Genomic DNA, 20876 nt, shown 5'->3' with positions numbered 1-20876 from the left:
GTGTGGCGCCGCCGCGGTGGGGATCGGGTGTGCGAAACGATCAGCGGGCGGGCGCTTCGATCGCCCAGTCGCCGTTGCGGATCACCAGCATGCGGAACGAGTCCGTGCCGAGGCCGAGATGGTCGGCGGGGGCGAAGGTGTAGATGCCGGTGACGCCCACATAGCCCTTGGTCGCCTCCAGCGCGTCGCGGATCTTCTTCGGGTCCGCGGACTTGGCGCTCTCGATGGCACGGGCGACGAGCTGGATGCCGTCATAGCCGTAGCCCCCGAAGGTGGAGACCGGCTGGCCGGTGGTCTTCTCGTAGGACGATTTGTACTGCGCCACCACCGGCTTCTGCGGGTCGTTGTCCGCCAGCTTGTCGCCGATCAGGATGGCCGGGGCGGGCAGGCGCACGCCCTCGGCGGCCGGGCCGGCGAGCTCGATGAAGCTCTTCGAGGCGACGCCGTGGCTTTGGTAGAGCGGCAGCTTGATGCCGAGCTGCGCATAGTTGCGCGTGACGATGGCCGGGCCCTGGCCGAAGCCGGGATTCAGCACCGCCTCGACGCCCGCCGTGTTCTTGATCTTGTTGAGCTGGGGCGTCATGTCGGAATCGGTGGCGCCGTAGCTCTCGTCGACGACGACGGTGATGCCGTACTGGCCGATCACCTTCAGGCACTGGTTGCGCATGGACTTGCCGAAGCCGTCCGTGCCCGAGATCATGCCGATCTTGGTGATGCCGCGCGCCTTCATGTCCTCGAAGATCTTCTGGCAGGCCGTCTTGTCGGTATGCGGCGTCTTGAAGACGAAGGCGCGCACCGGCTCGATGATCTCGATGCCGCCGGCGAGCGAAACGAAGGGGATGCCGGCTTCCTCGAACACCGGGATCATGGCCATGGTGGCGCCGGTGGAGGTGCCGCCGACCATGGCGACGACCTTGTCGTCTTCCACGAGGCGGGTGGCGAAGGTGCGCGCCTTGTTGGCATCGCCGCCGTCGTCATACAGCACCAGCTCGACGGGCCGGCCGAGGAGGCCGCCCTTCTTGTTCAGCTCGTCCACATAGAGCTTGAGCGTCTTGGCTTCGGGATCGCCGAGGAAGGCGGCGGGGCCGGTGGCCGAGACCACCGAACCGATCTTGATGGGATCGGCGGCAAGGGCGGGGCTGGTGAGCGCCGGGCCGGCGACCGCGGTCGCGAGCATGATGGCAGCCGCGCGCAGCATCGGCCGCAGGCGTGCGGGCGTATCCATGAAGCGTTCCTCCTAAAGGTCCATTTCGGGCCGAGGAGCGGGTTGTCCCGCCTCCATTCGCTGGCCATTCGACCGGCGAGACCCGAACCATATAATTAACCGGCCGGATGGTCAATTGATCGCGTGCGGCTTCGTTGCACGCTTGCCGAGGGCGCGCTTGCGCGGGATGATTGATCGACCGGGCGGACAATATTTGATATCCCAACCTCCTTCCCGATGATGACGGATGATCGCAGCAGGCCCGTGTCGGGTGGCGGTCGAGATGGACAGGCAAGATGGCTCGCACGCGTGCACAGGATTACGAGGCCAAACGGGAGGCCATCCTCCACAAATCGGCGGAGCTGTTTGCGCAATACGGCTATTCCGGCACCTCGATCACCATGATCGCGGACGCCTGCGGTGCCTCCAAGGCCTTGCTCTACCATTACTATCCGGACAAGGAGGCGGTGCTCTTCGACATCCTGTCCTCGCATCTGGAGCAGCTGATCGCCGGCGCGGAGAAGGCGATCGCCGACGCGCCGGACGGCGGGCGCATCTACGCCATGTCGGCCTCGCTCCTCGACGCCTACAAGGATGCCGACGCCGAGCATCAGGTGCAGATCGCCAATCTCAAGCTGCTGAACAGTGACCGGCAGGAGGCCCTGCGCGCGCTGGAGCGAAAGCTCGTCACGCTGCTCGCCGACGCCATCGCCGAGGAGGTGCCGTCGGTCGGGCGGGGCCCCATGCTAAAGCCCGTCACCATGTCGGCCTTCGGCATGCTCAACTGGCAGTATCTCTGGTTTCGCGACGGCAAGGGCCTGACCCGCGCCGACTATGCCCGCCTCGTCACCGGCCTCATCAAGGCGGGGGCGGAGGAGGCGGTGCGGGGCATGTTCGCGCCCGAGGCCAAGGCCGCCGATGCCCGGCCGCCGGAGGGCAAGCCCGCGCAGCCCCGTTCCGCCCCGCGCCGCCGCGCTCCGTCTCCCGCAGCCGACGCACCGCGCGCGGCGAAGGCGCGGCGACCGGCGGAATAGGATCGCGGCCGAAAACGCTTTAAGGAACGGCCATGTCGCGCCGCGCCCTCGACCTCATCCTCGACCATGTCCGCGCCGAGCCTTCGCGCACCTGGTCCATCATCGTCACCATCTATGGTGACGCCATCGTGCCACGGGGCGGCTCGGTGTGGCTCGGCACGTTGCTCGCCTTCTTCCGCGGGCTCGACGTAGCGGACGGTGTGGTGCGCACGGCCATGTCGCGTCTCGCGGCAGATGGCTGGCTGACGCGGACGCGGGTAGGCCGCAACAGCTTCTACCGCCTCGCCGACAAGGGCCGCGAGACCTTCGCCCGCGCCACCGAGCACATCTACCGCCATCGTCCGCCCGAGTGGCATGGGCATTTCGACATGCTGCTCATCGAGACCGGCGCCCGCGAAGGGGCGCGGGCGGCCCTGGAGGCGGCTGGTTTCGGCATGCCGTTGCCCGGGGTGTTCGTGGCCCCGGCCGGAACGGGCGTGCCCGAGGAGGCGGCCTCCGCGCTCCGGCTCGATGTCTCCGGCAGCGCGGAGGAGCAGCGCGCCCTCGCCGCCCGCGCGTGGCCGCTGGAGCAGACGGCGGAGGCCTACCGGCGCTTCATCGCCACCTTCGAGCCGCTGGCGGCGGAGCTTCAGGCCGGCGCCGCGTTGACCGACCTCGAGGCGATGGTCGCGCGCGTGCTGCTCATCCACGATTACCGCCGTATCGTGCTGCGCGATCCCATCCTGCCCTCCGCCATCCTACCGGAAGACTGGCCGGGCCTTGCCGCCCGCGCCGTGTGCGCCGACATCTATGGCCGCCTGGTGGAGGCGTCCGAGCGCTGGCTGGACGAAAATGCCGTGGGCGAGGACGGCGCGCCATTGCCGGGGCATCCTAAAATCACGAGCAGATTCAAGGCTTAGAGGATCTGGAGATGGTCCGGCCGGAGCCTCTGGCTTTTAAATGTTACGAAAATAACTTGAAACTCGTTTTTCTGTAATATATAAACGTTCGCAAGGTGCCGGACAGTGGGCAGCATGCTGCTTGCGAGGACCGGCGGCAGCGGCCGGAGCACCGACTTCACCCGCCGCCCGAAGCCGCGCATGAGACGGCCGATCCAACAGGTCTTACGGGGAGGACACAGCATGTACGCACAGCTCGTGAAGTCCGAGGGCATGAAGTCCGCCGCCGAGCTTTCGCCGGAGGAGCGCGCCTTCCAGGAGCGCATCGACCGCGGCGAGAAGATCGAGCCGAAGGAGTGGATGCCGGAGGGCTACCGCAAGACGCTGATCCGCCAGGTCGGCCAGCACGCCCATTCCGAGATTGTCGGCCAGCTGCCCGAAGGCAACTGGATCACCCGCGCACCCACGCTGGAGCGCAAGGCCATCCTGCTCGCCAAGGTGCAGGACGAGGCCGGACACGGCCTCTACCTCTATTGCGCCGCCGAGACGCTGGGTGTCAGCCGCGACCAGCTGCTCGCCAAGCTGCACGACGGCAGCATGAAGTATTCGTCCATCTTCAACTATCCCACCCTCAACTGGGCCGACATCGGCGCGGTGGGCTGGCTGGTGGATGGCGCGGCCATCATGAATCAGGTTCAGCTGCAGAAGACCTCCTACGGCCCCTACAGCCGCGCGATGATCCGCATCTGCAAGGAGGAGAGCTTCCACCAGCGGCAGGGCTACGACATCATGATGAAGATGGCGCAGGGCACGGCCGAACAGAAGGCCATGGCGCAGGATGCCCTCGACCGCTTCTGGTATCCCGCCCTCATGATGTTCGGGCCCTCCGACAAGGATTCGGTGCATTCTGCCCAGTCCATGGCGTGGAAGATCAAGATCAACACCAATGATGAACTGCGCCAGAAGTTCGTCGATCAGACGGTGCCGCAGGCGGAATATCTCGGCCTCAGGATTCCCGATCCGAACCTGAAATGGAATGAGGAGAAGAAGGGCTACGACTTCTCCGAGCCGGATTGGTCGGAATTCTTCGAGGTGATCGCCGGCAACGGCCCCTGCAACAAGGAGCGCCTCGGCGCCCGCGTGAAGGCCTGGGAAGACGGAGCCTGGTTCCGCGATGGCCTCCTCGCCCACGCCGAAAAGGCCGAGGCGCGCCGCGCCGCCGCCCGTGTGGCCGCGGAATAGCCGCGCCAAAGTGATCGCCGGTCAGGGCGTACCATAACAACAGCGCATCTTCCGGACGGCACTGCCGTCCGGCCCGGAACGGGAGGAACAACCATGTCCAGCGAATGGCCTTTGTGGGAAGTCTTCATCCGTGGCCAGCACGGCCTCAACCATCGCCATGTGGGCAGCCTGCACGCGCCCGACGCGGAGCTCGCCGTCAAGAACGCGCGGGATGTCTATACCCGCCGCAACGAGGGGGTTTCCATCTGGGTGGTGAAGTCGGTGGACATCACCGCCTCCAGCCCCTCGGACAAGGGGCCGCTGTTCGAGCCGTCCAACTCCAAGGTCTACCGCCACCCCACCTTCTTCCAGATTCCCGAAGAAGTGGGGCACATGTGATGGCCAGCGCCGAAATCGCGGTCGATCGCGCCGCCCTGTTCGAATTCCTCACCCGGATGGGGGACAACACCCTCATCCTCGGCCATCGCGTATCCGAATGGTGCGGCCACGCCCCGGTGCTGGAAGAGGACATCGCCCTCGCCAACACGGCGCTGGACCTCATCGGCCAGACCCAGCTCTGGCTCGGCCTCGCCGGCGAGGTGGAGGGCAAGGGCCGCAATGCGGACGCGCTCGCCTTCCTGCGTGACGCGGCGGCCTTCCGCAACTGCCTGCTGGTGGAGCGCCCCAATGGCGACTTCGGCCAGACCCTGATGCGGCAGTTTTTGTTCGACGCCTGGCACCACGTGATGCTCACGGCGCTGACCAAGTCCGCCGATCCGCGCGTCGCCGAGATCGCCGCCAAGGCGGTGAAGGAGGCGGCCTATCACCTGGAGCGTTCCAGCGACCTGGTGATCCGCCTGGGCGATGGCACCGATGAGAGCCACGCGCGGATGCAGCGCGCGCTCGACGACATGTGGTCCTACGTGGGCGAACTCTTCATTGCCGACGATGCGGATCGTGTCGTGGCGGAGGCGGGCATCGCGCCCGATCCGGCGAGCCTCAAGCCGGAATGGGAGGCCATCGTCTCCGAGGTCCTGCGCGAGGCGACGCTGAAGGCACCGACCTCGGCCTATGTCCACAAGGGAGGCCGGCGCGGCGTGCATACCGAGCATCTCGGCTACATCCTCGCCGACATGCAGTTCCTGCAGCGCGCCTATCCCGGCGCGACCTGGTAGGGGGCGAGAATGGCGACCGCCATCCTGCCGTCCCTTGACGAGGTCTGGCACTGGCTGTCGCAGGTGCCGGACCCGGAAATCCCGGTGCTCTCGCTGGTCGATCTCGGCATCGTCCGCGAGGTGGCGTGGGACGACGACACCCTCGTCGTCACCGTCACGCCCACCTATTCCGGCTGTCCGGCGACGGGCATCATCAATCTCGACATCGAGCGCGAACTGAACGCGCGCGGCGTCGCCAAGGTGCGGCTGGAGCGTCGGCTTTCGCCGCCCTGGACCACCGACTGGATGAGCGCCGAGGGCCGCGAGAAGCTGCGGGCCTACGGCATCGCACCGCCGGTGGACGACACCGCCTCCGACGGCCGCTCGCTGGCGCTCGCGCGCCGGCTCGCCTCCGGCTCCAACCTCACGGTGGCCTGCCCGCGCTGCGGCTCGGCGCAGACTGAGAAGGTGAGCCAGTTCGGCTCCACCGCCTGCAAGGCCAACTATCGCTGCCTCTCGTGCCTGGAGCCGTTCGACTACTTCAAGTGCATCTGAAAATTAAAGAAATCCCGAGGAGCGCCGCATGGCACGGTTTCATTCCCTGGAGGTGGTCGACGTGCGGCGCGAGACGCGCGATGCCGTCGTCGTCACCCTCAAGCCCCGCCCCGAGGACGCCGCGGCGTTCGACTTCATGCAGGGCCAGTACCTCACCTTCCGCCGCGACTTCGACGGCGAGGAACTGCGCCGCAGCTATTCCATCTGCGCCGGCAAGGATGAGGGCTGCCTGAAGGTGGGCATCAAGAAGGTGGAAGGCGGCGCGTTCTCCACCTGGGCCAACGAGAACCTTTCGCCGGGCGACACGCTCGAAGCCATGCCGCCCATGGGCAAGTTTTTCGTGCCGATCGCCCCGGAGCTGGACCGCCACTATCTCGGCTTTGCTGGCGGCTCGGGCATCACGCCGCTCCTGTCCATCATCAAGACGGTGCTGGCGCGCGAGCCCAGGTCCCGCTTCACCCTTGTCTATGCCAACCGGCAGATCAGCTCCATCATGTTCCGCGAGGAGCTGGAGGACCTGAAGAACATCTATCTCGGCCGCCTCTCGGTGCTGCATGTGCTGGAGAGCGAGGCGCAGGAGATCGACCTGTTCACCGGCCGCGTCGATGCGGAGAAGATGGAAGGTCTCTTCAAGCACTGGATCGACGCGACGTCGGTGGACACCGCCTTTATCTGCGGCCCCGAGCCCATGATGCTGGCCATCGCCGCCGCATTGCGCGCACACGGTCTCAGCGACGCGCAGATCAAGTTCGAATTGTTCGCCTCGGGCCAGCCCGGCCGGGCGAAGGCCAAGGCGGTTTCGGCGAACGTCGCCGCCAACGGCGCCGGCACCACCGCGACCGTGACGCTGGATGGCGCCACCCGCACCTTCCACATGCCGCGCGAGGGCCAGAGCCTGCTGGACGCCGCGCTCGCCGCCAATCTCGATGCGCCCTACGCCTGCAAGGCGGGCGTGTGCTCGACCTGCCGCGCCAAGGTGGTCGAGGGCGAGGTGGAAATGGCGGTCAACCATGCGCTGGAGGATTACGAGGTGCGCGCCGGCTACGTGCTCACCTGCCAGTGCTTCCCGCTCACCGAAAAACTCGTCGTCACCTACGACGAGTAAGGGGAAGACACATGTCCGACGTGATCGCCATCGACGACTATCTCGCCCAGGGCGGCGTGCTCTCTTCGCCCGACAACGTGCCGCCGCGCTATCGCGGCGAGCTTCTGCGGCTCATGTCCTCCTTCGTGGACAGCCAGCTCGCCGGCTCGGCCGGCTTTGCCGCCTCCATCAATTTCGCGCCCGGCATCAAGGCGCGCATAGCGGCGAGCCGCATCACACTTGAAAAGGCGGACCATGCCGAGCGGGTGCTCGGCCTGATGGGCGCTTTCGGCACCGATACCGACCGCTACGAGGCGCAGCACGACTGGGCGGCGCGGGTGGCGCGCGATGCCGACCTGGGCGCCGTGCGGCACGGCAACGACATGCGGCTCTCCGTCTTCCACTATCCCATCACGGGATGGACCGACGCGGTGGCGATGAACGTGCTCATGGGTCTTGCCACCGGCGTGCAGCTCGCCGAGCTGTCGCGGGTGTCCTACGCGCCGCTCGCCGAGGTCTTCCGCGAGATCGCCCCGCGCGAGGCGCGCCATGCGGAGCTGGGGCTCGAAGGGCTGGAACGCATCGCCGCCACCGAGGTCGGACGGGTCGGCGCGCGGGCGAGCCTTGCCTATTGGCGGCCGCGGGTTGCAGCGACGTTCGGCGTGGCCGGTTCCGCCCGCTACGATACGCTGCGCCGCCTCGGCCTGCGCCACACGCCCAACGAGGTGTTGCTGGCGGAGTGGGAGAGCCTCGTCACCGACCGCCTCGCGCCGCTCGGGCTCGACTGAGATCGGCAACAGACACGAAAAAGGCCCGGCATCGCGCCGGGCCTTTTTTGTTGGGCAGGGGAGGGCGTGTGGCCCTCCCGCTCACTCCTTGGGCCGGCGGTCCACGATGCGCTTGGCCTTGCCGGTGGCGGTGCGCTCGATGCCGCCCGGCTCGTGCAGGGAGATGCGCGTGGTGATGCCGATGGTGTCCTTGATGCGCTTCAGGATGCGCCTGCCGGTGGCGTCCACGTCCACCTCGCCATAGACCTCCTCGCGGATCTCGGCGTGTACGGTCATCTCGTCCATGCGGCCGTCGCGGGTCAGCTCGATCTGGTAGTGGCCGGAGCAGGCATCCACCGCCAGCAGGATTTCCTCGATCTGGGTCGGGAAGACGTTGACGCCGCGCAGGATGATCATGTCGTCCGAGCGGCCCGTCACCTTCTCCATGCGCCGCATGCCCGGCCGCGCCGTGCCGGGCAGCAGGCGGGTGAGGTCGCGGGTGCGGTAGCGGATGATGGGGAAGGCTTCCTTGGTCAGCGAGGTGAAAACGAGTTCGCCCTTCGAGCCATCGGGCAGCACTTCGCCGGTGAGGGGGTCGATCACCTCCGGGTAGAAATGATCCTCCCAGATGTGCAGGCCGTCCTTGGTCTCCACGCACTCCTGCGCGACGCCGGGGCCGATGACCTCGGAGAGGCCGTAGATGTCGGTGGCGTCGAGGTTGAAGTCGCGCTCGATCTCCTGGCGCATGGCGTTGGTCCAGGGCTCGGCGCCGAAGATGCCGTACTTGAGCGAGGTCTCGCGCGGGTCGAGCCCGGCCTTGGCGAAGCCGTCCATGAGGGCGAGCATGTAGCTCGGCGTCACCATGATGGCGTCGGGCTTGAAGTCATGAATCAACTGCACCTGGCGCTCGGTCATGCCGCCGGACATGGGCACCACGGTGCAGCCCAGCCGTTCGACGCCGTAATGGGCGCCGAGGCCGCCGGTGAACAGGCCGTAGCCATAGGCCACATGTACCATCATGCCCGGCCGCACGCCCGCGGCGCGGATGGAGCGGGCCATCACGTCGGCCCACATGTCGATGTCGGCCTTGGTGTAGCCCACCACGATGGGTTTGCCCGTAGTGCCGGACGAGCCGTGCACGCGGATCAGCTTTTCCTTCGGCACCGCGAACAGGCCGAAGGGGTAGTTGTCGCGCAGGTCGGTCTTCACCGTGAAGGGGAATTTGGCGAGGTCCGAGAGGTCGCGCAGGTCGGAGGGGTGCACCCCGGCGGCGTCGAACGCCTGACGGTAGAACGGCACGTTCTCGTAGGCGTGGCGCAGCGACCAGGCGAGACGCTCGCGCTGCAGCGACATGATCTCGTCGCGCGAGGCGCGCTCGGCGGGATCGAGGCCACCCTCGAAGGAACGGCCCGGGGACAGTGCCGGCAGAGCCATGTTCATCATCTCCTCCAGATGGATCTTCTGCGAGATCAGGATTTCTTGCTGGCAAGGGCGTCCGCGCCCCCGGCGTCTGTCTGCGTGATGCGCCCGCCGATGGTGCGGGAATGGCCGCGGAACTGGGCGATCACCACATCGTCCTGCGAAACCTCGACATCGTAAATGCCGGAGCGCCCGCTGCGGCTCACCTCGCGCGCCCGCGCCACGAGGCGCTTGCCGCGGGTACCGGGGCGCAGATACGTCACCGAGCAGTGCTGGGCGACGGTGCGCTCGTCATAGGTATTGCAGGCGAAAGCGAAGGCGCTGTCGGCCAGGGCGAAGATGAAGCCGCCATGGCCCATGCCGAACCCGTTGCACATGCGCTCGGTGAGCGTCATGGCGAGGGTCGCGCTGCCGGGGCTGATGCTGACGATCTCCATGCCGAGCCCCTGGCTCGCATGGTCGGTCGCCCACATGGCATCGGCGGAGCGGCGGGCGATCTCCTCCGGAGAGAGCGACGCCACGGTTTCTGCGGCGGCGGTCACGAGCGGCGTCCCGTGAAGTTCGGGGTGCGCTTCTCCATGAAGGCCTTCACGCCCTCGCGATAATCCGGCGTGCGGCCGGCCTCGCGCTGCAGATCGCGCTCGAGATCGAGCTGGTCGTTGAGGCTGTTGCCGCCGGAGGCATTGAGCGCCGCCTTGGTGAGGGCGAGGCCCTGCGTCGGCTGGGTGGCGAGGCGGGCGGTGAGCGCGCGGGCCTCGTCCATGAGCGCGGCGTCGTCGATCACCTTCCAGATGAGGCCCCATTCGGCCGCGGTCTCGGCCGCGAGCGGTTCGGCCAGCAGCATCAGCGCCCGCGCCCGCGCGTCGCCGATGAGACGCGGCAGGAAATAGGTGCCGCCCGAATCGGGCACGAGGCCGATCTTCGAGAACGCCTGGATGAACTTGGCGGAACGCGCAGCCAGAACGATATCGCACGCAAGCGCGATGTTGGCCCCGGCCCCGGCGGCCACGCCGTTCACAGCACAAATGACGGGCTTGTTGAGCCCTCGGATGCGGCGGATGAGCGGGTTGTAGAAGGCCTCGATGGTCGAGCCGAGGTCCAGCGGACCTTCCGCGTTGGCGCGGGCGGAGAGATCCTGCCCGGCGCAGAAGCCGCGGCCGGCGCCGGTCAGCAGCACGGCGCGGCAGCTCTCATCGGCGGCGTCGTCCAGTGCGGCCGCAAGCGCGCCGTGCATCTCCTCGTTGAAGGAATTGAGGCGGTCGGGACGATTGAGCGTCAGCTCCGTCCAGCCGCCATGGTCCGTGACGGTCAGCACGGCTTCGTTCACATGCGCCTCCACTTGGTCCTCCCACTTCAGGGCTCTTTCGGAGCCTCTTGAATTAACCGGACGATCGGTTAATCATTAGCGCAAGGGATGGGCTTGTCAACATCATCGCACAGCGTCCCGGCATAGGGAGAGGACCATGGCTGACCTGTTCGCGGCCCACGCCGCGCTGCTCGAATCCGCCGTTGCCGCAGCGCGCGGGCGGGGCTTCTGGGCGGCCTTCCCGGAAAATCCCAAGGCCTATCCCGAAGGTGCCGCGGCCGAAGCCAAGGCGGCGTTCGCGGCCCTCAAGGATCATCCGTTCGAGCTTGCCGCGGGCGATGCCGCGCCCCTGATCGGCACCGAGGTCTCCCCCTTCGGACCCGCACTCGGCATCACCTATCGCGCCCGTGCCGTGGACGACCTGATCGCTCGCGCGGAGGGCGCCGGCGCCGCATGGGCCGCCGCCTCCATCGCCCGGCGCACGGGCATCGCGCTGGAAATCCTCGTCCGCCTCAACACGGCGAGCTTCCTCATCGCGGAAACGGTGGAGCACACCACCGGGCAGGCCGGGCCCATGGCTTTCCAGGCCGGCGGCCCGCACGCGCAGGATCGCGGGCTGGAGGCGGTCGCCTATGCCTATGAGGAGATGTCCCGTGTGCCCGGCGCGGTGCTGTGGGAGAAGCCCATGGGCCGCTCCGCCATCCGTCTCGACAAGGATTTCCACGTGGTGCCGCGCGGCATCGGCCTCGTCATCGGCTGCGCCACCTTCCCCACCTGGAACAGCTATCCCGCGTTGTTCGCCGATCTCGTCACCGGCAACGCGGTGATCGTGAAGCCCCATCCCGCCGCCATCCTGCCGCTGGCCCTCACCGTGCGCATCGCTCGCGAAGTGTTGGCGGAGGAGGGCTTCGATCCGGACATGATCCAGCTCGCCCCCGACACTTCAGAGGCGCCCATCGCCAAGGAACTGGCGACCGACCCGGCCATCGGCATCGTGGACTTTACCGGCTCCTCCCAGTTCGGCGGCTGGCTGCGGGAGAACGTGAAGGACAAGCTGGTGTTCACTGAGGAGGCGGGGGTCAACACCATCGTCATCGCCTCCACCGCCGCGTTCGGCCCCATGTGCCAGAACATCGCCTTTTCGCTCTCGCTTTACAGCGGCCAGATGTGCACGGCGCCGCAGGTCATCTTCGTGCCGGCGGGCGGCATCGAGACCGAGGCGGGACATAAGAGCTTCGACGAGGTGGCCGGCGGCATCGCCTCGGCCATCGATGCGCTCCTGTCCGAGCCTGCCCGCGCGGCCGCAGTACTGGGCGCCATTCAGAATCCGGCGACCCTCGCCCGTATCGAGGAGGCCCGCAGCCTCGGCCGCATCGTACGTGACAGCGCGGCCTTGCAAGTGGAGGGCGCGCGGACAGCGACGCCGCTGCTGCTGGCGGTCGATGCCACAGATGAGGCGGCCTATCTCGAAGAGCGGTTCGGCCCCATCGCCTTCGTCGTCGCGGTGGCCGATGCGGCGGATGGGGTGGCCCGCGCCGCCCGTGCCGCGCGCGAGAAGGGCGCCATCACCGCTGCTCTCTATTCCACCGACGATACCGAAATCGCCCGCGCGGTGCCGGCCTATGCCCGCGCCGGCGTGGCGCTCTCCGTGAATCTCACGGGCGGCATCTATGTGAACCAGAGCGCAGCCTTCAGCGACTACCACGTCTCCGGCGCCAACCCCGCCGGCAATGCCTGCCTCACCGATGCGGCCTTCGTGGCGGGCCGCTTCCGCGTCGTGTGCGTGCGCCGCCGGGCCGCCGCCTGAGCCCATTCTCCGGAGATCACCATGGCTGACGCCTTCATCTGCGATTTCGCGCGCACCCCCATCGGCCGCTATGCCGGCGCCCTCAAGGACGTGCGGGCGGACGACCTCGCCGCCCATCCCATCCGTGTGCTCAAGGCGCGCAATCCCGGCGTGGACTGGGAGGCGGTGGACGACGTGATCCTCGGCTGTGCCAATCAGGCGGGCGAGGACAATCGCGACGTGGCCCGCATGGCCGCGCTCCTCGCCGGCCTGCCGGTGAGCGCGCCGGGCACCACCGTCAACCGCCTGTGCGGCTCCGGCCTTGATGCGGTGGGCATCGGCGCCCGTGCCATCATGACCGGCGACGCGGACCTCGTCATCGCCGGCGGCGTGGAGAGCATGACCCGCGCGCCCTTCGTGCAGGGCAAGGCCACGGAGGCCTTCTCGCGTCAGGCGGAGATCTACGACACCACCATCGGCTGGCGCTTCATCAACCCGCTGATGAAGGCCCAGTACGGCGTCGATTCCATGCCGGAGACCGGCGAGAACGTCGCCGCCGATTTCGCCATCTCCCGCGCCGATCAGGACCTCTTCGCGTATCGCTCCCAGCAGCGGGCGAAAGCGGCGCAGGAGGCGGGCTTCTTCGCCCGCGAGATCGCTCCCATCGAGGTGAAGGGCAGGAAGTCCTCGGTGCTGGTGGATCGCGACGAGCACCCGCGCGGCGACACCACGCTCGAGCAGCTCGCAGCGCTCAAGACACCCTTCCGCAAGGAGGGCGGCTCTGTGACGGCGGGCAATGCCTCCGGCGTCAATGACGGCGCCGGTGCCCTCATCCTGGCCTCGGAAGCCGCGGCGAAAAAGTATGGCCTCACGCCCCGCGCCCGCGTGGTCAGCGTGGTGCAGGCCGGCGTGCCGCCGCGCATCATGGGCATTGGGCCGGCCCCGGCCACGCAGAAGCTGCTGGCGAAGAACGGCCTCTCCCTCTCCGACATCGACCTGATCGAACTCAATGAAGCCTTCGCCTCGCAGGCGCTGGCGGTGCTGCGCCAGCTTGGCCTGCCGGATGATGCGGCGCATGTGAACCCGCATGGCGGCGCCATCGCTCTGGGCCATCCCCTCGGCATGTCCGGCGCGCGGCTCGCCATGACGGCGGTGAGCGCGCTGGAACTGCGCGGGGGCAAGCGCGCGGTTGCCACCATGTGCATCGGCGTCGGCCAGGGCATCGCCGCCCTCATCGAACGGGTCTGAGCGGTGGACGCGCAGGTTTCCCCCATCTCGATCACGCGCCATGGCACCGTCGCGGTTGTTCACATCGATCATGCGCCTGTGAACGCGCTGTCGCGTGGCGTGCGTCAGGGGTTGGTCGATGCGGTGCGGGCGCTGGATGCGGATGCGTCGGTCTCGGCGCTGGTGCTGAGCGGTGGGCCGGGGCGGTTCATCGCGGGGGCGGACCTCAAGGAGATGGCGCTGCCGCCGGATGCGCCTTTCCTGCCCGAGGTGGTGGGGGCGATCGATGCCTGCTCCAAGCCCGTGGTCGCCGCGCTGGATGGCGCGGCGCTGGGCGGTGGCTGCGAGATCGCGCTGGCGTGCGATCTCAGGCTCGGGTCAGCGAAGGCGCTGGTGGGGCTGACCGAGACGCGGCTCGGCATCATCCCCGGCGCGGGGGGAACCCAGCGGCTGGTGCGACTGGTGGGCGTGGCGCAGGCCATCGCCCTGGTCTGCGAGGGCCGGGTGCTGAAGGCCGGCGAGGCGCTGGCGCTGGGCCTCATGGATGCGGTGGTGGAGGGCGATCTCCTCACTGAGGCCATCGCCCGCGCACCGGCGGTGGCCAAGCGCCGGCTTGCGGCCCTGCCGGTGCCCGTGGGCGATCCGGCCGGGGAGGCGACGGCTGCGGCCAAGGCCCTCAAGGGCGCCAAGGGCGTGCCCGCCATCGCCGAGGCCATCCGCGTCATCCGGGCCTCGAAGGACGCCGACTTCGCCTCCGGCCTCGCCCTTGAGCGGGCCGCCTTTCTCGCCCTGCGCGAGAGCCCGGAAGCCAAAGCCCTGCGCCACCTCTTCCTCGCCGAGCGCGAGGCGGTGAAGGTGCCGGGGCTGGAGGGCGCCAAGGCGCGCTCCATCTCGTCCACCGCCGTCATCGGCGCCGGCACCATGGGCGCGGGCATTGCCGTGGCGCTGCTGGACGCGGGCTATCCCGTGATCCTCGTGGAGCGCGATGTGGAGGCCGCGCAGGCCGGTGTCGCGCGCATCGATGCCCTCTACAGCAGGCAGGTGAAGAGCGCCCGTATCGACGAGGCCCACAAGGCCGAGCGCCTCGCCCGCCTCCTCCCGGCGTCCGACTATGCGGCGCTGGCGCAGGCCGACCTCATCGTCGAGGCTGCGTTCGAGGACATGGCCGTGAAGATCGACATCTTCCGCCGCCTCGACAAGGTGGCCAAGCAAGGCGCGGTGCTGGCCACCAACACCTCCTATCTCGACCTCGACGCCATCGCTGCCGCGACCTCCCGACCTGAGGACGTGGTGGGCTTGCACTTCTTCGCCCCGGCCAACATCATGAAGCTGCTGGAGGTGGTCAAAGCCACCCACACCGCGCCGGATGTGCTGGCGACCGCCCTCGCTTTGGCGAAGCGCATGGGCAAGCAGCCGGTGGTGGCGGGCAATTGCGACGGCTTCATCGGCAACCGCATCTATGCGGTCTACCGCCGCCATGCGGAATATCTGGTGGAGGACGGTGCCGCGCCTGAACAGGTGGATGCGGCGCTGGAGGCGTTCGGCTTCGCCATGGGCATCTTCGCGGTGTCGGACATGTCCGGCCTCGACATCGCCTATGCCATGCGCAAGCGCCGGGCGGCGACGCGCGACCCCAACGAGCGCTACGTTTCCATCGCCGATACGCTGGTGGAGGCGGGGCGGCTGGGCCGCAAGACCAATGGCGGCTGGTACGCCTACGACGCAAACGGCACCCGCACGAGCGATCCGGCTGTCACGCAGATCATCGCGGAGGCCCGCGCCGCCAAGGGCATTCAGCCGCGATCCTTCACACCGGAAGAGATCCAGCTTCGGCTGCTCGCGGTGATGGCGAACGAAGGCGCGAAGGAACTCGCCGAGGGCATCGCGCTGCGGGCGTCCGACATCGACCTCGCCTTCGTCAACGGCTACGGCTTCCCGCGCCTCAAAGGCGGCCCCATGCACGCCGCCGAGGCCCTCGGCCTTGCCACCGTCCTCGCCGAGATCAAAGCCGCCCACACCACCGGCGGCGCCGGCTCCGAACCCGCAGAACTCCTCGCCCAGCTCGCGGCCGAGGGGAAGACTTTCGCAGACTGGCAAAAGGCCAGCGCTCCCAAGGGAGGGAACACGTGACCCATATCCTCTACAGCTACGCCCTCGACCGCTGGTTCACCCCCGAGGCTGGGCTGGTGGACATTCCGAGCGCCATCGATGGGCGCGTGGTGGCGCGTGCCTCCACCCGCGGGCTCGATTTCGCGGCCATGGTGCGCCATGCGCGCGAGGTGGGTGGGCCGGCGCTGCGGCGCCTCACCTTCCATCAGCGCGCCGACATGCTGAAGGCGCTCGGCGCCCATCTCACCGCCCACAAGGATGCGCTCTACGCGCTGGCCGCCGACACCGGCGCGACCAAAAGGGACAATTTCTTCGACATCGACGGCGGCATCGGCACCCTCTACGCCTACGCCTCCCGCGGGCGGCGCGAACTGCCGGGCGAGCGCTTCGTGGTGGAAGGCGCGCCGGAGGCCCTGTCCAAGAACGGCACCTTCATCGGCCTCCATGTGCTCACCCCGCTCCACGGCGTCGCGGTGCACGTGAACGCCTTCAACTTCCCCTGCTGGGGCATGCTGGAAAAGCTGGCCCCGGCCATCCTCGCGGGCATGCCGGTCATCACCAAGCCCGCCACCGCCACCGCATATGTGGCCGAGGCCGTGGTGAAGCTCATCGTCGAGGCGAACATCCTGCCCGCCGGGGCGCTGCAGTTCGTCGCCGGATCGGCGGGCGACCTGCTCGATCATCTCACCGGGCAGGATGTGCTCTCCTTCACCGGCTCGGCCGCGACCTCGCAGGCGCTGCGCGACCATCCGGCGGTCTCGCGCAATGCGGTGCGTTTCATCGCCGAGCGGGATTCGCTCAATGCAGCCGTGCTCGGCCCGGACGCCGTGGAGGGCACGCCGGAGTTCGACCTCTTCATCGCCGAGGTGGTGCGCGAGATGACGGTGAAGGCGGGCCAGAAGTGCACCGCCATCCGCCGCATCATCGTGCCGAAGGCGCAGGAAGGCGCGGTGATCGCTGCGGTCTCCGCCCGCCTCGCCGCCATCGCCGTGGGCGATCCCCGCCGCGAGGACGTGCGCATGGGTCCGCTTGCCAGCCGTGCCCAGCGCATTGCCACGCAGGAGGCGGTGAGGGAGATCGCGGCCGAGGCGGAGATCGTGTTCGGCGATCCGGACAAGGTCGAGCCCGTGGGGGCGGATGCCGCCACCGGCGCCTTCATGGCCCCGGTGCTGCTGCGCTGTGCCGAACCGCTCAAGGCCACGGCACCGCACGCGGTGGAAGCCTTCGGTCCAGTCGCGACAGTGATGGGTTATGAAGCCATCGCCGATGCGCTGGCGCTGGTGGCCAAGGGCGAGGGCAGCCTCGTCGCCTCGGTCTATACCTACGACCCGGCGGTGGCGGAGGAACTGGTGTTCGGCATCGCTGCCCATCACGGCCGCCTCGTGCTGATCGACCGCGATTGCGCGAAGGAATCCACCGGCCACGGTTCGCCGCTTCCCGGTCTCGTCCATGGCGGCCCCGGCCGGGCCGGTGGCGGCGAGGAGATGGGTGGCCTGCGCGGCGTGTTCCACTACATGCAGCGCACCGCCATCGAGGGTTCGCCCGCCCGCCTCTCGGCCCTGACGCGCACCTGGCTTTCCGGCGCGCCCGCGCCGGTCACGCCGGAGCATCCCTTCAAGCGCAAGTTCGATGCGCTCAGCGTGGGCGACACGGTGGAGACGGCGTCGCGCGCCATCACGCTGGAGGACATCGAGCATTTCGCCCATTTCACCGGCGACACTTTCTACGCGCACATGGACGAGGAAGCGGCGAAGGCGAACCCCTTCTTCCCCGGCCGCGTGGCGCACGGCTACCTCATCCTGTCGTTCGCGGCTGGTCTGTTCGTCGATCCCGCGCCGGGGCCGCTGCTCGCCAATTACGGGCTGGATTCCCTGCGCTTCCTGAAGCCCGTGTCGCCGGGGGACGCCATCCGCGTGCGGCTGACGGTCAAGAACAAGCAGCCCGCCCGCAAGCCGGAATACGGCGAGGTGCGCTGGGATGCGGAGGTGTTCAACCAGGATGGTGACACCGTGGCCCGCTACGAGTTGCTGACTATGAGCAGCCGCATCTGAGCAGGGGCAGCCTCGAAAGGGGGCGCCTCGGCGCCCCCGACAAGCGAAATCTGCGGCAAGTTTGCAACAGTGTTAACGGACCATGCGTCTTGGCGGCCTTCCGTCGGCTTGGCCGCCCATTCCGCCGTTACACATTCCCGTGAGGAATGGTACTCCTGTGGCGGGAGCGGCACATGGCTGGACGAAGGGGCATCAACGCATTCGCGCGACGCGCGGCCGAAAGGGCCGCGGGCCGGGTCGCGGCGCCTGTTGCTGGCTGGGCTCTCGCCTATGTCCTCCTTCTCCAGGTGGTCCTTTCGGGCTTCGCGCTCGGATCCGTCCCCATCGGGATGGATCCGGACCTGTGCCTGAGTGCGGTTTCCGCCGGCACGACAGGTTCGGATGGCGGGCATGACGGCGCCCCGGCGCAGCATCGCCAGTGCCAAGCCTGTCTCGCGCGGGCCGATCTGCCCGCTCTGCCGCCACCTCCGCCGGTGCCGGACCTCGCGCCGCTCACCGGCGCGCTCCGGCTCGATTTCGGTGCGCCCTCCGCGCCACTTCACACCCATGTCCTGAGCGCCTTCCGGGCGCGTGCACCTCCCGCGGCGGCTTGAAGTCGTCCGGTCTCGCCGCTGACGCGGTGCGGGCCGGGCGCGCCGTCCCACGGCCCGTGCGTTCTCCCGTTTCACGACTGGGGATGCTTCGACCCGTCGCCTTGCAGGGCAAGCAGCCGGGTGCGCGTCGGCGCGGCCAAGGTCTACCGCACCAAAAACAATTCCGCTCTGCCGCGCCTCATCCCGCCGGCCTTTGAGCGCGAGGACACGCAAATGCCATCCCCCCTTCTCTCCGCCGGGACCCTGTTTCGGCTGCGCGGCACCTTCGCGCGCAGCACCGCCCTCTTTGCGCCGTCCGCGCTCGCGCTTGTCCTGATGCCGGCGTTCATCGCGCCCGCCATGGCGCAGACCAGCCCGCAGCCGGCCACCGAACTGCCCCCCGTGACCGTGCGGGCCGCCACGCCGGCCGCGACGGCCTCCGGCGCACCGGCGACGGATTCGGGCAACTTCTCCCCGGCGGACATCGCGCTCATCTCCGGCAGCGAGGCGCAGGCCGCAACGCTGTGGACCAGCGATTCGGGCTCGCTCCTCAGCCGCATCCCCGGCGGCGCGGCGTGGGGCGCGGGCGGGGTTTCCAGCCTGCCGGCGGTGAACGGCATGGGGGCGGACCGGGTCCAGGTCGCGGTCAACGGGATGCTGTTCGGCATCGCCTGCCCGAACCAGATGAATCCGCCCTTTTCCTTCGTCAATCCCGCGATGATCGCCAACGTGAAGGTCTATACGGCCACCGCGCCGGTGAGCGTCGGCGGCGACTATACGGGCGCGCGGGTGAACGTGACGGTGGCGCCCCCGAAGTTCACCGAGGGCGAGCAGCTCACCGTCTCGGGCAGCGTCTCCGGCTATTATCGGAGCAACAACAACAGCTACGGCGTCGACGCCACGGCCACCGTCTCCAATGCCGACACCAGCGTGACCTATACCGGCGGCTGGGCCAAGGCGAGCGACTATGTGGCGGGCGATGGCACCACCATCAAGTCCACCATGTATGAGACGCAGAACCACGCGCTGACCATCTCGAAGAAGATCGCCGACCAGCTGTTCACGGTGGGCATCGGCGGACAGTTCATCCCTTACGAGGGCTATCCCAACCAGTATATGGACCTCGTCGAGAACAAGAGTATCAACGCCTTCGGCCGCTATCTCGGCGAGTTCGACTGGGGCCAGCTGGAAGGCAACGTCTTCGCCAACCAGATCCGCCACACCATGGGCTTCATCGCGCCGGACAAGACCGGCGACATGCCCATGGACACGAAGGCGACCGACATCGGCTATTCGCTGAAGGGCACGGTGGCGCTCTCTGCCCGCGACACGCTGCGGATCGGCAATGAACTCTACTACAACAACCTCGACGACTGGTGGCCGCCCGTCGCCGGCTCCATGATGATGGGACCGGATACCTTCCAGAGCATCAACAACGGCCAGAAGCTGCGCGCCGGCATCTATGGCGAGTGGGAGCGGCGCATCGACGACCGCTGGACCGCCGTGCTGGGCGTGCGCAACGACGTGGTGTGGATGAACACCGGCGACGTGCATGGCTACAACGACATGATGTACGGCCTCGACGCCGCGATCTTCAACGCCCAGAGCCACGCCCGCACCGACTTCAACGTCGATGCCTCGGCCATCCTGCGTTACGACGCCAACGCCGCCAGCACCTACGAGTTCGGCCTTGCCCGGAAGACCCGCTCGCCGAACTTCTACGAGCGCTATGCCTGGTCCACCAACCCCATGGCCATGGACATGATCGGGTGGTTCGGCGACGGCAACGGCTATGTGGGCAACCTGAACCTGGAGCCGGAGGCGGCCCACACGGCAAGCTTCACCGCCAGCTGGCACGATCCGGTGCGCAATGCGTGGGAGCTGCGCGTCTCGCCCTATTACAGCTATGTGGTGAACTATATTGACGCCGACCGCTGCCTGCTGGCGGGCTGCCTCGCGTCGAAGCCCAACAACCCCTACGTGACCAACGACTTCGTCTTCCTGCAGTTCGCCAACCACGATGCGTGGCTCTATGGCGTGAACATCGACGGCAAGATGGAGCTGTGGAACGACCTCGCCTGGGGCCAGGGCGTGTTCCGCGGCAACCTCAATTTCGTGCAGGGCCAGCGCACCGACGGCGTGAACCTCTACCACATGATGCCGCTCAACGGCGTCATCGCGGTGGACCACACGCTCGGCAACTGGACCAACAGCCTCGAATTGCAGATGGTCGCGGCCAAGGTGCTGGTGAGCCAGGTGCGCAACGAACTTGAGACCTCGGCCTACGCCCTGCTCAACTTCCGCACCAGCTATCAGCTGCAGCAGTTCCGCTTCGACTTCGGCGTCGAGAACATCCTGGGCACCAACTACAACCTGCCCCTCGGCGGCGCCAACCTCGTGAACTACCAGGTGTCGTCGATGATGGGCACGTCGGCGGCATGGGGCTTCCCCGTGGCCGGCATGGGCCGCTCGTTCAACACGCGGGTGACGTACCAGTTCTGACGGGGAC

Annotated in this window: 17 protein-coding genes; 13 read left to right on the top strand and 4 right to left on the bottom strand. The window is 68.1% G+C overall.

Features of this window, described 5'->3' with window-relative positions:
* Positions 1–40 precede the first annotated feature (40 nt).
* Positions 41–1177, bottom strand: coding sequence for an ABC transporter substrate-binding protein (locus tag A37E_RS0104330; protein WP_245279426.1), 1137 nt, complete (start codon positions 1175–1177; stop codon positions 41–43).
* 323 nt (positions 1178–1500) lie between these two features.
* Between A37E_RS0104330 and A37E_RS0104325 the strand changes: the two genes are divergently transcribed.
* From A37E_RS0104325 to A37E_RS0104285, 8 genes are all read left to right on the top strand, one after another.
* On the top strand, positions 1501–2238 hold the full coding sequence (locus A37E_RS0104325) for a TetR/AcrR family transcriptional regulator (RefSeq protein ID WP_038192580.1): 738 nt from the start codon (positions 1501–1503) through the stop codon (positions 2236–2238).
* Between the two features lie 32 nt (positions 2239–2270).
* A complete protein-coding gene (paaX, locus tag A37E_RS0104320; RefSeq protein WP_029555480.1) occupies positions 2271–3137 on the top strand; it encodes a phenylacetic acid degradation operon negative regulatory protein PaaX in 867 nt (288 codons plus the stop codon).
* A 222-nt stretch (positions 3138–3359) separates the two neighbouring features.
* Positions 3360–4358, top strand: a complete 999-nt coding sequence (paaA, locus tag A37E_RS0104310; RefSeq protein WP_029555478.1) for a 1,2-phenylacetyl-CoA epoxidase subunit PaaA — start codon at positions 3360–3362, stop codon at positions 4356–4358.
* Between the two features lie 93 nt (positions 4359–4451).
* A complete protein-coding gene (gene paaB, locus A37E_RS0104305; RefSeq protein ID WP_029555477.1) occupies positions 4452–4736 on the top strand; it encodes a 1,2-phenylacetyl-CoA epoxidase subunit PaaB in 285 nt (94 codons plus the stop codon).
* The gene (gene paaC, locus A37E_RS0104300; RefSeq protein WP_029555476.1) at positions 4736–5512 is read left to right on the top strand and encodes a 1,2-phenylacetyl-CoA epoxidase subunit PaaC; all 777 of its coding nucleotides are present in this window, start codon (positions 4736–4738) and stop codon (positions 5510–5512) included. Before paaB ends, paaC begins: the two co-directional genes overlap by 1 nt.
* 9 nt (positions 5513–5521) lie before the next feature.
* The gene (gene paaD / locus A37E_RS0104295) at positions 5522–6046 is read left to right on the top strand and encodes a 1,2-phenylacetyl-CoA epoxidase subunit PaaD (protein ID WP_029555475.1); all 525 of its coding nucleotides are present in this window, start codon (positions 5522–5524) and stop codon (positions 6044–6046) included.
* A gap of 28 nt (positions 6047–6074) precedes the next feature.
* Positions 6075–7151 carry a 1,2-phenylacetyl-CoA epoxidase subunit PaaE gene (gene paaE, locus A37E_RS0104290; RefSeq protein WP_029555474.1) on the top strand — a complete coding sequence of 359 codons (1077 nt, stop codon included), beginning with the start codon at positions 6075–6077 and terminating at the stop codon, positions 7149–7151.
* Between the two features lie 11 nt (positions 7152–7162).
* Complete coding sequence (locus A37E_RS0104285) at positions 7163–7918, top strand: Phenylacetic acid catabolic protein (RefSeq protein ID WP_029555473.1); 756 nt, start codon at positions 7163–7165, stop codon at positions 7916–7918.
* Positions 7919–7999: 81 nt separating this feature from the next.
* On the opposite strand, the gene paaK is transcribed toward A37E_RS0104285, so the two are convergent.
* The 3 genes from paaK to paaG form a co-directional block, all read right to left on the bottom strand.
* Complete coding sequence (paaK, locus tag A37E_RS0104280) at positions 8000–9331, bottom strand: phenylacetate--CoA ligase PaaK (RefSeq protein ID WP_029555472.1); 1332 nt, start codon at positions 9329–9331, stop codon at positions 8000–8002.
* A gap of 35 nt (positions 9332–9366) precedes the next feature.
* On the bottom strand, positions 9367–9789 hold the full coding sequence (paaI, locus tag A37E_RS0104275; RefSeq protein ID WP_197023050.1) for a hydroxyphenylacetyl-CoA thioesterase PaaI: 423 nt from the start codon (positions 9787–9789) through the stop codon (positions 9367–9369).
* Between the two features lie 65 nt (positions 9790–9854).
* Positions 9855–10643, bottom strand: coding sequence for a 2-(1,2-epoxy-1,2-dihydrophenyl)acetyl-CoA isomerase PaaG (gene paaG, locus A37E_RS0104270; protein WP_029555470.1), 789 nt, complete (start codon positions 10641–10643; stop codon positions 9855–9857).
* A gap of 136 nt (positions 10644–10779) precedes the next feature.
* Between paaG and paaN the strand changes: the two genes are divergently transcribed.
* The 5 genes from paaN to A37E_RS0104245 all read left to right on the top strand — a co-directional run bounded on the left by paaN (position 10780) and on the right by A37E_RS0104245 (position 20869).
* Positions 10780–12429, top strand: coding sequence for a phenylacetic acid degradation protein PaaN (gene paaN / locus A37E_RS0104265; RefSeq protein ID WP_029555469.1), 1650 nt, complete (start codon positions 10780–10782; stop codon positions 12427–12429).
* A 21-nt stretch (positions 12430–12450) separates the two neighbouring features.
* On the top strand, positions 12451–13656 hold the full coding sequence (gene pcaF, locus A37E_RS0104260; protein WP_029555468.1) for a 3-oxoadipyl-CoA thiolase: 1206 nt from the start codon (positions 12451–12453) through the stop codon (positions 13654–13656).
* Between the two features lie 3 nt (positions 13657–13659).
* The gene (locus tag A37E_RS0104255; protein WP_029555467.1) at positions 13660–15765 is read left to right on the top strand and encodes a 3-hydroxyacyl-CoA dehydrogenase NAD-binding domain-containing protein; all 2106 of its coding nucleotides are present in this window, start codon (positions 13660–13662) and stop codon (positions 15763–15765) included.
* Positions 15762–17795, top strand: coding sequence for a phenylacetic acid degradation bifunctional protein PaaZ (paaZ, locus tag A37E_RS0104250; RefSeq protein WP_029555466.1), 2034 nt, complete (start codon positions 15762–15764; stop codon positions 17793–17795). The genes A37E_RS0104255 and paaZ overlap by 4 nt, the downstream gene beginning before the upstream one ends.
* Before the next feature lie 806 nt (positions 17796–18601).
* Entirely contained in the window at positions 18602–20869 is a 2268-nt protein-coding gene (locus tag A37E_RS0104245; protein ID WP_197022928.1) for a TonB-dependent receptor plug domain-containing protein, read from the top strand.
* Positions 20870–20876 lie beyond the last annotated feature (7 nt).

It is taken from the genome of Xanthobacter sp. 91 (genome assembly GCF_000702385.1).
Classification (GTDB): Bacteria; Pseudomonadota; Alphaproteobacteria; order Rhizobiales; family Xanthobacteraceae; genus Xanthobacter; species Xanthobacter aminoxidans.
Note: the sequence above shows the minus strand (reverse complement) of the source record. Positions and strands in the feature narration are given on the sequence as shown.

Bases quoted from the DNA above. Each gene is read 5' to 3' on its own strand.
- A37E_RS0104330 (WP_245279426.1), bottom strand. From the start codon at position 1,177: ATGCTCGCGACCGCGGTCGCCGGCCCGGCGCTCACCAGCCCCGCCCTT.
- A37E_RS0104325 (WP_038192580.1), top strand. From the start codon at position 1,501: ATGGCTCGCACGCGTGCACAGGATTACGAGGCCAAACGGGAGGCCATC.
- paaX (WP_029555480.1), top strand. From the start codon at position 2,271: ATGTCGCGCCGCGCCCTCGACCTCATCCTCGACCATGTCCGCGCCGAG.
- paaA (WP_029555478.1), top strand. From the start codon at position 3,360: ATGTACGCACAGCTCGTGAAGTCCGAGGGCATGAAGTCCGCCGCCGAG.
- paaB (WP_029555477.1), top strand. From the start codon at position 4,452: ATGTCCAGCGAATGGCCTTTGTGGGAAGTCTTCATCCGTGGCCAGCAC.
- paaC (WP_029555476.1), top strand. From the start codon at position 4,736: ATGGCCAGCGCCGAAATCGCGGTCGATCGCGCCGCCCTGTTCGAATTC.
- paaD (WP_029555475.1), top strand. From the start codon at position 5,522: ATGGCGACCGCCATCCTGCCGTCCCTTGACGAGGTCTGGCACTGGCTG.
- paaE (WP_029555474.1), top strand. From the start codon at position 6,075: ATGGCACGGTTTCATTCCCTGGAGGTGGTCGACGTGCGGCGCGAGACG.
- A37E_RS0104285 (WP_029555473.1), top strand. From the start codon at position 7,163: ATGTCCGACGTGATCGCCATCGACGACTATCTCGCCCAGGGCGGCGTG.
- paaK (WP_029555472.1), bottom strand. From the start codon at position 9,331: ATGGCTCTGCCGGCACTGTCCCCGGGCCGTTCCTTCGAGGGTGGCCTC.
- paaI (WP_197023050.1), bottom strand. From the start codon at position 9,789: ATGTGGGCGACCGACCATGCGAGCCAGGGGCTCGGCATGGAGATCGTC.
- paaN (WP_029555469.1), top strand. From the start codon at position 10,780: ATGGCTGACCTGTTCGCGGCCCACGCCGCGCTGCTCGAATCCGCCGTT.
- pcaF (WP_029555468.1), top strand. From the start codon at position 12,451: ATGGCTGACGCCTTCATCTGCGATTTCGCGCGCACCCCCATCGGCCGC.
- A37E_RS0104245 (WP_197022928.1), top strand. From the start codon at position 18,602: ATGCCATCCCCCCTTCTCTCCGCCGGGACCCTGTTTCGGCTGCGCGGC.